Annotated in this window: 13 protein-coding genes and 5 tRNA genes; 17 read left to right on the forward strand and 1 reads right to left on the reverse strand. The window is 40.3% G+C overall.

All coding sequences use genetic code 11. The annotated features are described in order from the left end of the window. The first annotated feature begins 7 nt into the window (after positions 1-7). The 17 genes from yhbY to EO116_RS04080 all read left to right on the forward strand — a co-directional run bounded on the left by yhbY (position 8) and on the right by EO116_RS04080 (position 10,938). Positions 8-295, forward strand: coding sequence for a ribosome assembly RNA-binding protein YhbY (yhbY, locus tag EO116_RS04000; RefSeq protein ID WP_127160741.1), 288 nt, complete (start codon positions 8-10; stop codon positions 293-295). A gap of 22 nt (positions 296-317) precedes the next feature. Then, entirely contained in the window at positions 318-1,445 is a 1,128-nt protein-coding gene (gene proB / locus EO116_RS04005) for a glutamate 5-kinase (protein WP_127160742.1), read from the forward strand. A gap of 3 nt (positions 1,446-1,448) precedes the next feature. Beyond that, the gene (locus EO116_RS04010; RefSeq protein WP_127160743.1) at positions 1,449-2,705 is read left to right on the forward strand and encodes a glutamate-5-semialdehyde dehydrogenase; all 1,257 of its coding nucleotides are present in this window, start codon (positions 1,449-1,451) and stop codon (positions 2,703-2,705) included. 129 nt (positions 2,706-2,834) lie between these two features. Then, entirely contained in the window at positions 2,835-3,446 is a 612-nt protein-coding gene (gene nadD, locus EO116_RS04015; protein WP_127160744.1) for a nicotinate-nucleotide adenylyltransferase, read from the forward strand. Between the two features lie 53 nt (positions 3,447-3,499). Then, positions 3,500-4,090, forward strand: coding sequence for a bis(5'-nucleosyl)-tetraphosphatase (symmetrical) YqeK (gene yqeK, locus EO116_RS04020; RefSeq protein WP_127160745.1), 591 nt, complete (start codon positions 3,500-3,502; stop codon positions 4,088-4,090). Further along, positions 4,091-5,182, forward strand: a complete 1,092-nt coding sequence (locus EO116_RS04025) for an LCP family protein (RefSeq protein WP_127160746.1) — start codon at positions 4,091-4,093, stop codon at positions 5,180-5,182. It abuts the gene before it with no gap. Positions 5,183-5,191: 9 nt separating this feature from the next. Then, complete coding sequence (rsfS, locus tag EO116_RS04030) at positions 5,192-5,551, forward strand: ribosome silencing factor (RefSeq protein WP_127160747.1); 360 nt, start codon at positions 5,192-5,194, stop codon at positions 5,549-5,551. A gap of 1 nt (position 5,552) precedes the next feature. Then, positions 5,553-6,470, forward strand: a complete 918-nt coding sequence (locus tag EO116_RS04035; RefSeq protein ID WP_127160748.1) for a S1 RNA-binding domain-containing protein — start codon at positions 5,553-5,555, stop codon at positions 6,468-6,470. An 11-nt stretch (positions 6,471-6,481) separates the two neighbouring features. Continuing rightward, a complete protein-coding gene (gene trkA / locus EO116_RS04040) occupies positions 6,482-7,822 on the forward strand; it encodes a Trk system potassium transporter TrkA (protein ID WP_127160749.1) in 1,341 nt (446 codons plus the stop codon). 29 nt (positions 7,823-7,851) lie between these two features. After that, positions 7,852-9,366 (forward strand): TrkH family potassium uptake protein, encoded by a 1,515-nt coding sequence (locus EO116_RS04045; protein ID WP_127160750.1) that lies wholly within the window; start codon positions 7,852-7,854, stop codon positions 9,364-9,366. Beyond that, the gene (locus EO116_RS04050; protein ID WP_127160819.1) at positions 9,332-9,934 is read left to right on the forward strand and encodes an MBL fold metallo-hydrolase; all 603 of its coding nucleotides are present in this window, start codon (positions 9,332-9,334) and stop codon (positions 9,932-9,934) included. Before EO116_RS04045 ends, EO116_RS04050 begins: the two co-directional genes overlap by 35 nt. A 149-nt stretch (positions 9,935-10,083) precedes the next feature. After that, positions 10,084-10,159, forward strand: a tRNA-Asp gene (locus tag EO116_RS04055). Between the two features lie 6 nt (positions 10,160-10,165). Then, positions 10,166-10,241, forward strand: a tRNA-Phe gene (locus EO116_RS04060). A 3-nt stretch (positions 10,242-10,244) separates the two neighbouring features. After that, positions 10,245-10,319, forward strand: a tRNA-Gly gene (locus EO116_RS04065). A 7-nt stretch (positions 10,320-10,326) separates the two neighbouring features. After that, positions 10,327-10,401: transfer RNA gene (locus EO116_RS04070), tRNA-Cys, on the forward strand. A 15-nt stretch (positions 10,402-10,416) separates the two neighbouring features. Then, positions 10,417-10,505, forward strand: a tRNA-Leu gene (locus EO116_RS04075). Between the two features lie 88 nt (positions 10,506-10,593). Beyond that, positions 10,594-10,938 (forward strand): hypothetical protein, encoded by a 345-nt coding sequence (locus tag EO116_RS04080; RefSeq protein WP_127160751.1) that lies wholly within the window; start codon positions 10,594-10,596, stop codon positions 10,936-10,938. 76 nt (positions 10,939-11,014) lie between these two features. Here EO116_RS04080 and EO116_RS04085 read toward each other — a convergent pair whose 3' ends face one another. After that, complete coding sequence (locus tag EO116_RS04085; protein WP_127160752.1) at positions 11,015-12,241, reverse strand: MFS transporter; 1,227 nt, start codon at positions 12,239-12,241, stop codon at positions 11,015-11,017. Positions 12,242-12,502 lie beyond the last annotated feature (261 nt).

The following is a 12,502-nucleotide window of genomic DNA, read 5'->3' on the forward strand; positions in this document are numbered from 1 at the left end:
AGATAGAATGACAGGTAAACAGAAACGATATTTACGTGCCTTAGCAAGCACTATGCCGGCAGTGGTGATTATTGGTAAAGGGGGATTGGAAAATCCTGTTATCGATAGTGCACGAGCTGCCATTACAAAACGTGAATTAATTAAAGTAAAAGTGTTAAACAACTGCTTGGAAGATCCAAAAGAAATTTTGCCTGACCTAGCGGATATGTTAGGCGCAGAGTTAGTACAAATCATCGGACATAATGGTGTATTGTACAAAAAAGCAAAAGATCCAAAAATTGAGTTGCCAAGATAATCAATCCACATGAGGTGAAGCGATGAGAGAAGAGTTACGACAGGCGAAACGAGTGATTGTTAAAGTAGGAACAAGCTCATTAACGCATGCAAATGGACGCATTAACATTGATAAAATGGAAGTGTTAGTCCGTCAAATTTGTAATTTAGCGAATGCAGGGAAAGAAATGATTTTAGTTTCTTCTGGGGCTACTGCTGCAGGTCTTCCCTCATTGGGATTTACATCAAGACCCGATGACATTGCTTTAAAACAAGCCGCAGCCTCTGTGGGACAAGGTATCTTACTACATATGTATGAAAAACTATTCGCTGAATATGGACATACGGTAGGACAAATTCTTGTAACCCGTGAAGATACGGTGAAACGTAGTCATTATCTGAATCTTCGGAATACATTGACGGCCCTCATTGGATTAGGTGTTATTCCTATTATCAATGAAAATGATGTAGTGGCTATCGATGAATTTAAAATTGGTGATAATGATACATTATCTGCTAATATTGCTAGTATTATTGATGCAGATGCATTGATTATTTTATCGGATATTGAAGGCCTATATACAGCGAATCCATCTACAGATCCTAATGCTACATTAATCCATGAAGTAGAGGCTCTTACACCGTACATTTATGAAATTTCTGGCGGTGCAGGGTCTTCTTTGGGCACTGGTGGTATGTATACGAAGATTCAAGCTGCTCATATTGCAACGAACTCTGGAGTTCATATGGTTATCGCCTCTGGTGACCATGCAGATAGTATTAAAGCTATTATGAATGGAGAAGAACGAGGCACGCATTTCTGGCCTCATCGAGATGTACCACAAATTAAAAAGCGCTGGATGGCATTTGGTACACGTTTACAAGGCACCATTCATGTAGATAAAGGATGTCGTGATGCATTACTCACCAATGGATCTAGTATTTTGCCAGTAGGTATTCTATCAGGTGAAGGACAATTTGAAGAAGGGGATACCATATCTATCGTTCACGATGGGGAAGAAATTGCCCGCGGTATTGTGAACTTTAATTTATCCGACTTGTTACAGATTAAAGGACGTAAATCACAGGATATTCCTACTATACTTGGTGTTCGTGATACCTATCATGTAGTGGTGCATCGAGATAACTTAGTTGTCTTACGACAGGAGTAAATTATGAATCCATATACTGCATATTTTGAAAGTTTAGGCAAAGCAGCTCGGTCAGCTTCTATGGCGGGACAAGTACTGAGTACAGACGATAAAAATCGCATCTTGGAACAGATTGCTTGTGATTTAGAAACGGCAATCCCCACAATTATGGAAGCGAATAGTATTGATTGTTCTGAGGCCAAAGAGAATGGAGTTCCTTCTGTGATGATGGATCGACTTCGATTGACGAAAGAACGTATCGAAGGCATTTGTGAAGGTGTTCGTCAGGTAGCTAACTTACGGGATCCTATTGGTACAGTGCTAGAAACTAGAACATTAGATAATGGTTTGCGTATTGAAAAGCGACAAATTCCTATAGGTGTTATCGGTATGATTTATGAAGCACGCCCCAATGTAACAGTGGATGCAGCAGCGTTAGCGATAAAAACAGGCAACGCTATCATACTTCGTGGTGGTAAAGAAGCATACCATACAAGTGAGGCGATGGTACGCATCATGCAAGGTTCCTTAGATCGGTGTGGAGCCCCTAAAGAGCTGATTCAATTAGTGTCTATTCTTGAACGAGAAGCTGTAGGTGAATTCTTAGCACAACGTAAATGGATTGATGTAATGATTCCACGTGGTGGAGCAGGATTGATTCAATTTGTGGTTAACAATAGTAAAATTCCTGTTATAGAAACAGGGAGCGGTGTTGTGCATGGTTATGTGGATGCTACTGCAGATGAAACGATGGCATTACAGGTATTGGAAAATGCAAAACTGTCACGGCCATCTGTATGTAATGCTATGGAAACAATTCTGTTACATAAAGGCAGACTACAAGATTTAGGCCCCAAAATTGTATCTATGCTAGAAGAAAAAGGCGTTGCCATCTATGGAGATACACAGATTCAAAGCTTATCTTCTCAAGTGCAACCTGCCACGGAAGACAATTGGTCTACAGAATATAATGACTATGTTGTGAACTTTAAAGTGGTATCTTCCATTGATGATGCTATTACTCATATCAATACATTTGGTACGAAACATTCTGAAATGATTATTACAGAAGACCCAACCGAGGCAGAACGATTTATGAACTTAGTGGATGCCTCCACAGTCTATGTGAATGCATCTACACGATTTACAGATGGTTTTGAATTTGGCTTAGGGGCTGAGATCGGTATTAGTACGCAAAAATTACATGCTCGAGGGCCTATGGGGTTAGATGCGTTGACTAGTTATAAATATTTCGTCTTTGGTCATGGACAGGTACGATGAAACTTACATATTTAAAAGCTTATTTTCAGTATATGAAGTCACCTAAAGGGGCTTATGAATGGAAGTCTTATGGCATCGTATTAACCATACTAGGTGTAGTATCACTAGTGTGTATAGGGGCGTGGTTACATGGCAGATAAGAAAAAGAGAATTGGCATTTTGGGAGGCACCTTTAATCCTGTCCACTTAGGGCATTTGATGATTGCAGAAATGGCGTCAGAAGCATTTGACTTGAATCGTGTCATTTTTGTACCAGCAAAGGAACCACCGCATAAAGAGACAGATGTGATTGATGCGAAATATCGGTTAGAAATGGTGCGTGCAGCGGTTTTGGATAATCCGAATTTTGTGGTTTCTGATGTAGAGATGCAGCGAGAAGGAAAATCGTATACCATTGATACATTGCGGTATTTTCATGATGTGTATGGACCGGATACAGAGTTTTTCTTTATTGCTGGTACGGATACAATTCAGAATCTACCGACTTGGAAATATATTGAGGAATTACTCGATATGTGCGAGTTCATCGGAGCCATTCGTCCTGGCGCGACGGATGATATTGGTGAAACTATCGAATGGTTTGGACAACGAGGAAGTCGCATTCATATATTAGAGGTACCAGAGATGAAACTGTCTGCCACGGAATTGCGTCATCGATTGCGCCATGGCTTGTCTACCCGATATATGTTGCCGAGAACCGTGTACCAATATATTAAGGAACATAAGATATATAATACGTAAACTTACTATCGAAAGAGATAGAGTTAATTTTTTGATACCCCATAGAAAGGTATATGTTAGTGAAGGATACAATAACAATAGAAAGATTACAACATATTGTGAAAGGTCGGCTTTCACCAAAACGATTTGCCCACACACTAGGTGTGGTGGACATGGCAAAACGATTAGCGAGCCACTATGGGGCGTCGGTACAGCAAGCAGAAGTGGCGGCACTATTGCATGATGCTATGAAAGAAAGTTCCTTACAAGAGATGCAATCATTGGTGAGGGAGGCACAGATACCGGTGGATTCCGAGATGCTCAAAAATGGAGCGTTATTGCATGGACCAGCAGGTGCTGCCTATGCGAAATTAGAGTTGCAAATCCAAGATGAATCGATTTGTGAAGCTATTCGTGTTCATACATTAGGCAGTACCCACATGAGTGTATTGGATAAGATTATTTTTTTAGCAGATTATATTGAGCCGAATCGTGACTTTCCAGGCGTGGAAGAATTACGGATGTTGGCATTTCAAGATTTGAATGCCGCTGTTGTTCAAGCCTATGATGGAACGATACGTCATTTGTTAGACCAAGGGTTAAGTATACATGTGGATACGATTCAAGGTAGAAATAGTGTATTGTTAGAAAGGTCGGAGGTATAAATGGATCAAAAGATACGACGCAAACCACGTCGAAATGGACTGCGTTGGGGTCGAATTATAGGCGCCCTCATCGTCCTCATAGCGATCGTAGGAGTGGTAGTCTGGGGTATACGTAGTGCAGTAAGTTCCGTATCACAGCCTACTACTGGCCAAGAATCGCATCCCTTGCCGGTTGTGACGAATACAACGCCTATCGATATGAGCTCTATTAAGACCTCCTATATGCTAGTTGTAGGTGTCGATAAAAGTCAACCACAACAAGCAGATGCGCTGTATGTTGTGGCTTTCAATTTAGATGCTAAAACTATGCAAATTATCGGTATACCAAGCAATAGTAAAATTATTAATCGTCATAATGATACGCCCCAACGGATTAATGATATCTATGCACAAGGTGGGATTGAATTGACGAAGGCCGTAGTGGAAGATACGTTCCATATTGTCATCCCTTATTATGCGGTGGTGGATCAAGATAGTTTCCATTCTATGATGAATATTTTTGGTACGCCGAGTTTATATGTGGAACAATCGATGGTACATCGAGATGCAGCTTCTGGTGAAGTGGATATTAATATTCATCAAGGATATCAGGATTTGACTGATGATACAGCCTTTGGATATATGCGATTCATCAATCATGAAGGGGATACACTAGCACGGACTATGCATCAAGAGCGATTGTTGAAATCTATGTGGGAACGAGAACGTAATCATGTTAGTTTGGGAACGGCTTTTCGCGTGTGGCGACAATGGAGCCATATTAGTACCAATGTGAGTACTTGGGATGGAGTTCGCTTCGTGACGAAAGTGATTGAGTTCCCGAAAGATAAAGTGCGTTGGTATATTTTACCAGGTTCACCAGAAACGATAGACCATGTGGACTACTGGAATGTAGAACCAGTAGAGTTACAACAATTAGTAGGTATAACGGTAGGAGATATTCCAAGTGATGCAGAGGTAATTCCTGTGATTGGAGATACTTCAAAAGATGGTTCCACGGATGCTGCTAAAGAATCTGGAAAACAATCGAAGGATAAAGAAACAGAGGGCACGAAGGAGAAAGCAGAACCGGGAAGCCCTACAACAAGATAAGGAGTTAGAATGAAACAGAAACAAGATATTTTAGGAACGGTAAACATCTTAGCACAAGCTGGCTTTGATAAAAAAGGTGAAGATATTTCCATTATGGATATGGAAGGTCTTACCATGTTAGGCGATTATTTTTTGGTGGTTACAGCAAACAATGTGAAACATGCACAAAGTGTGGCAGATGCCATTGAAGATGCAGGCGCAGAACAAGGCATGACTGTATTACATCGTGAAGGATATCGTGAAGGAGATTGGATCTTACTTGATTTTGGTGATGTCATTGCCCATGTATTTACAGGTGAATACCGCCATTTCTATGGCTTAGAAGAATTGTGGAAGGATGCACCGAGAGAATCCTTTGAAGGAGTCTAATATGGCTAGTACTTTATCTGAAAATACTATTGCTACACTAAAGGTATTGCGTCAAAGTGATCAAGGGTCTTTTTTAGATGGTCAAACAGGGAATACAAATGACGATATTTTGTTGCATAAAGACCAACAAACTAGTGATGTTGCGATTGGCGATGAAGTAACAGTATTTCTATACAAAGATCCCAAAGGACGATTGACAGCGAGTATGCGTTTACCCGCTATGAAGGAAGGTCAAATTGGTTATGTTGAGGTCATCAATACAACAAACTTTGGCTGTTTCGTAGAGGTGGGAACTGAACGGGGGATTTTTATGCCTCATGCAGAAATGCGTGGGCGCCCTCAAAATGGTGAAAAAGTGTGGGTTCGCCTCTATAGTGATAAATCTGGTCGTTTAGCGGTATCCATGGATGTGGATGATGCTATGCGTCGCGCCTCAAAACCGGCTAACGATGCTAAAATTGGAGGTATGGTGAAAGGTGCTATTTACAACATGACTAGCGAAGGTGCCTTTTTGATTACCCCTGAACGATGGATTGCTTTCATGCATCGTAGTGAAATGACAAAGCCACTAAAAGTAGGAGAGCTTATTGAAGGTCGCATTACTTTTAAGCGTGATGATGGACGTATCAATATTTCTATGCGCCCTGTCAAAGAAGAGGCATTGGCTACGGATGGTGCAAAAATTATGACTTATTTAGGCAGTCGTCATGGACGTATGCCTTATGGTGATAGTACGTCGGCACCTATCATTAAAGATAAATTCAACATCAGCAAGGCCGCTTTTAAACGTGCCTTAGGACATCTGATGAAAGCAGGCTTCATTGTGCAAGAAGATGGATGGACCCTATTAACAGAGAAAGGGCAAGCCACTTTACTAGAGGCGGATGAACAATCTGCTACCGTAGAGGAAACAAAATAGGGGGATATGTCATGAAAATTGTGGTAGTAGGTGCTGGTAAAGTAGGCTACTCCTTGGCACAACGATTAGCGCAAGACCAACATGATGTGTATGTCATTGAAAAAAATGGAGATCGCATTAAAAATTTAGAAAATAATTTGGACGTGAACTTGGTACAAGGTAATGGCAGCAGCATTTCCCTGTTACAAGAAATTGGCGTAGAAGATATGGGAATGCTCATTGCTGTGACAGACTCTGACGAGGTCAACATGCTAGCATGTATGCTAGGTAAAGCAGCAGGGATTCCCAAAACGATTGCACGAGTTCGTGATACAGAATATGAAAATGGTACTAATGCAGTGATTCGTGACCGTTTGGGCATTGATCTTTTCATTAATCCAGAAATGGTAACAGCGCAAGAAATTTACAAAGTTTTAAAAACACCAGCAGCCTTAGATGTAGAAGACTTTGCTAGCGGTGCTGTACGGTTGGTGGAGTTTAAGATTCGCAACAATTTACATGTGACGGGAATACCCTTGCGAAAATTGGAATTACCCCCTAATGTGCTTATAGTTGGGATTATGCGTGGTGGCGAAATGATTATTCCTCATGGTGAAAGTACCTTGGAATACCTAGATAATGTATTCTTTCTAGGGGCGAAGGAAAGCATCGATAAGGTGGAAGTATGGTTGAATGAAGTAAGTCGTCCTACACAGCGGGTTGTTATCATTGGTGCAGGTCTTATAGGGCGGAATCTTACCTTACTATTAGAAGCTGATGGATATGATGTGAAGGTTATTGAAAAGGATTTAGATCGTTGTGAACAACTAGCAGCTCTAGTGAGTCGATCCATTGTCATACATGGAGATGGTACCGATGTTGACTTATTACAGGCAGAAGAGATTAGTGACAACGATGTGATCATTTGCTTAACAGATGATGATAAACTAAATCTATTGGTAGCACTGTTAGCGAAACATTTAGGGGTTCCTAAAACATTTGTCCGTGTCGGTCGCTTAGAATATATTACGTTAATGGAACAAGTAGGTATCGATGTGGTATTCTCCCCACGATTATTAACATCAGGTCAAATTTTGAGACTCATCCGAGAAGGAGAAAATTTAATTAATATTTCCACCTTTGAAGGTTCCAAAGCAGAAGCTATTGAGATTAGCATTACTAATCGTTCAAATTTAATGAATCAATACTTAAAAGATTTAAAATTCCCTGGTAAATCTTTAGTGGGTGCTGTGGTGCGAGATAATCGTACAATTGTGCCAAAAGGAGATACGCAATTAGTGGAAGGTGACCATATTGTTATCTTTACATTGCCAGAATATGTTAATAAACTCCTTACCTATGTAGGCGGATAAGGAAGTATGATGAAAGAAAGGAGGATTTCATGCGCATTCAAAATATTATGCGAGTAGTGGGGCAAGTATTGATTACACTAGCTCTCTTCATATTAGTTCCTTTTTTCTTTGGTATCTTAGATGAAGGTATAGGATACTATTCATTCCTTGTAGCTAGCGCACTGTCTGGTGTATTAGGGGGCGTATTGTATTATTATGGAACAGATACAGACTCCTATAGCTTGCGAGATGGTTTCTTGGTGGTCAGTTCAAGCTGGTTATTTGCAGCTATATTTTCAGCCTTGCCCTTTTACTTTAGTGGTGTATTCACGAGCTTTGTAGATGCACTTTTTGAAGCTGTATCAGGGATTACGACAACGGGGGCAAGTATGATTGATGATGTCAGTTCATTGCCTAGAACTTTCATTTTATGGCGCGGCCTTACGAATTGGATTGGTGGCATGGGAATGATTGTCTTAGTCTTAGCGTTCCTTCGTAATTTGGGGGCTGATGCAGCTCATTTTTTTGAAGCGGAAGCCTCTGTACCAAGACCTGGCATTGTATTACCTAGAATTCGTTCTATTGCGGGAAATTTGTTGCGTATCTATATGGTATTCACTATAGTTTGTTCATCATTGCTGTGGTTGGCAGGAGTAGATTATTTTAAAGCGATTAACCTAACATTTGCTACCGTTGCCACGGGAGGATTGGCCCCTATGACGGGAGGGACCTTTGCTTATGCAGATGCACCTATTGTATGTATCATATTATTGGTATTTATGGTGCTAGCAGGAGGAAACTTTGCGGTGTATCAATCTGTTTGGCAAAAGGGGATACAAGAAATTTGGCGGGATTTTGAATATCGTATGTATTTGATGACCCTCTGTATTGGATCAGCATTAGTGTTGGTAGCGCTCAGCTGGGAAGCGGGGGGCTTGGATATATCTCATATTCAAAATTCCTTATTTACATTAGTATCTATGCAAACAGGTACGGGGTTTGCCATTGTGGATTATAATCAATGGCCTAGCTTAGCACAGATGGTACTATTCATGGGGACATTCTTTGGGGGCTGTAGTGGATCCACCACAGGTGGTATAAAGATTATTCGAATTATTATCTTAGCAAAAAGTAGTATCCTACATTTGCGTAAAGCCATTCATCCAGATATGGTACAAATGGTGCGATTAAATGGACATGTACTACCTACTAAGTGGTTACATATGACGCAACAGTTTTTCTTTTTCTATCTCTTAATCTTTGGTATTTCCTCTGTGTTGATATCTACTACGGGGCTACCGATTGGAGATGTATTAGGGATTGTGACTGGCACCTTAGGAAATGTAGGTCTTGCATTTGGTAGCTTAGGACCTACGGAAACATTAACCATTCTGTCTCCATTGGCTAAAGTTGTTTGTATCATCGATATGCTGTTAGGGCGATTAGAACTATTCACTTTATTAGTGTTATTACACCCAGGTTTTTGGCGAGGATATTTTGCAAAAACAGGGAAAGGATATGGACGATTCGATGGACATCGTAAGAACGCCTCAAGGCTTGTATAAAACAAATTGTTATATTCTGAAAGAAAATGGATACGCCCTTATTATTGATCCAGGCTTTCACGGGCACCGCATTATGAGAGAAATAGGGGAGGCAAAGCCTGTGGGTATTATACTGACACATGGACATGCAGATCATATCTGTGCCGTCGATGCGTTGGTAGAGCATTATCATATTCCCGTATATATGCATCCTATGGATGATGAATTACTACGGGTGAAACGGCGTATGCCATCGGGATACAAAGAACGATTTACTTCGCCATATATTGCGTTGGAAGAGGGACCTTTACAAATAGGACCCTTTTCTCTGAACGTATGGGAAGTGCCGGGGCATAGTGCAGGTAGTGTATGTATTGGATATCAACATATTTTGTTTACAGGAGATACATTGTTTAAGGGTACCATAGGCAAGGTGAACACCTATAATGGAAATCCTGTGGCTATGAAAGCAACATTAGAAAAAATAAAAACATTCAATCCAGCCTATGTGGTATACCCTGGTCATGGTACGAGTACTACATTGGGACATGAATTAGCAACCAATCCGCACCTGGTATCACATGAGTGAAAGAAAAAGATACTTAGAGCAATGATATGACGTAGTGTATTGTTCGAGTGTTAGACAAGATATCAAAGAAATACAAAATATTTATAAAAAAATATAAAAAAGTATTGACGAGAAATATGAAATAGGGTATACTAATAAAGTAGTCAATTGGCCCCGTGGTGTAGCGGTTAACATGTCGCCCTGTCACGGCGAAGATCGTCGGTTCAAATCCGATCGGGGTCGCCACTACTTGCCTCGGTAGCTCAGTCGGTAGAGCAACGGACTGAAAATCCGTGTGTCGGCAGTTCGATTCTGCCCTGAGGCACCATTTGCGGAAATAGCTCAGCGGTAGAGCACCGCCTTGCCAAGGCGGGGGTCGCGAGTTCGAATCTCGTTTTCCGCTCCACTTTTTTGGCGGCATAGCCAAGCGGTAAGGCAGAGGTCTGCAAAACCTTTATTCCCCAGTTCGATTCTGGGTGCCGCCTCCACAACATTCCACCCATGCCGGGGTGGCGGAACAGGCAGACGCAACGGACTTAAAATCCGTCGGTTAGAGATAACCGTACCGGTTCGATTCCGGTCCTCGGCACCATTTAGACCAACTTCGGTTGGTCTATTTTTTTATGCCTAAATGGACTATAATGTAAGTATCATATAATGAGTGTGCTTAGGGAGGGACTATGAATACAGTTAATGATGTTGATCGATTATATAATGCTATTGAAATCAATGAAAAAACATTTCAGTTTTTTCAAATTGATGTACAGTCCTATGGAATACAAGAAGTCAATAAAGGAAGCACACAATTCTTTTATATTTTACTTGAAATCATGAATGGAAAATTTAATTGTAATTTAGCGTTTATCGTAAACTGTTATGATGAGTTAGGAACCATAATTTATAGTAATGAGAAGACAGTTTATGTAGATACATATATTGGCTATGATACTTTAAAATTTTGGTGTAATGATACTAATTTGATTGATAGGACGAATAAAATTCGTGTATTTGTAAGAAAAGGATAATATTAAAGTGCCCTATACCGATATGCATATGTATGTCATAGCATAAGGTATAGGGCACTTTTTTATATCCATAGGCTTATTGATGCTGAGGAATTTCTTCTTCGTAAATCGCTTCTTTTTTTACAGGTTTATAGTAGATGGCATAAAGTATCAATACGATAACTGGAATGATGGCAGATACGATGTAGATACCACTGTAGGATAGTAATCCATGCAAGATACCTAATGTATAAGGTCCGACGCCTAAACCAAGATCTAAACCGATGAAATAGGTGGAAAGAGCTACCCCAATTTTGGCAGGTTCTACGGCTTTCAAACAAACCGCTTGACCATTCGACATGAAAGTACCATAGCCTAAGCCGACAAAGGCACCAGCGATGAGTAGTAAGGCTGCATTTGAACTATAAGCGATGAGTAAAAGTCCAATAGTTAAACATACATAGCTAGGGTACATAACAGCATTTTCTCCACGTTCATCAAAGATACGACCTGCAATAGGACGAGTCACGGTAATCACAAGGGCATAGACCACAAAGAAGAAGGCTCCTGCTGTAATGAGACCGATTTCATGGGTGAAGATAGAAAGGAAACCGAGTACGCTAGAATAGGCTAAGCCCATTAGGAATCCAAGAAAGGCGATGAAGGACACACGTGGTTCAATGAAATTCTTCATAGACCAAGATTTCATGGAGGCTGCTTCCGTAGAGGATAGTACTAAATTTTGTACAGGGAATCGTAAACAAGCGATGGCAACACCGATGGATAATAGGACGGCTAAATAAATAATCCACGTAAAACCAACGGCAGGTAATAAAATCATGCCAATGAAAGGACCAATAGCCGCGGCTAAGCTAGTACTAAGACCATAATAATTGATACCTTCTCCATCTTTCGATTTTGGAATGTAAGCAGTGACTACGGCATTGGCTGCGGTGGATACAGTGCCGTAAGCAAAACCGTTTAGGAAACGGACTGCATCCAAGATTAGAATATCTTTGGCGATGAGATAGGCAAGGGTAGTGAGGAAATAAAAAATAGCTCCGTACCGAAGTACCTCTTTACGGCCGATAAGTTCTAAGCGTTGTCCCATGATAAGACGAGCGAATAATGTGCCAATAATATAGATACCGGTAGCGAATCCTGCTTCCGCAACGGTGGAATGAAGTTCTTTCGTAGCATAGCTTGCTGTGATAACCACAAAGCAGTAATATACTAAAAAGACAATAAAATTAATGATAGTAATACTGATGAATCCAGAATTAAATAGTGTTTCTTCTTGATTTTGTATCGATTGGGCATTCATGAATAACTCCTCCTTTTGTAATACGTTCTATAGAATATACCTAATTGCGAATCTTGTAAAGGTTATATAAATATTTTCTATAGAGTTTAACTAAGTTAACAATCTATAAATGGGTAAACAGGAGAAACGAGTAGGCAAGAATGGGGATATGAGCGTATTATATAAATCAATTTGGTACACTTCAGGAAATAAGGAAAGGGAAGAGAGGATATAAAATTTTTTTAGAGTGTAACTATCCATGAAGTTAGAAACTGGTATAAA

It is taken from the genome of Veillonella sp. VA137 (assembly GCF_003992015.1).
GTDB lineage: Bacteria > Bacillota > Negativicutes > Veillonellales > Veillonellaceae > F0422.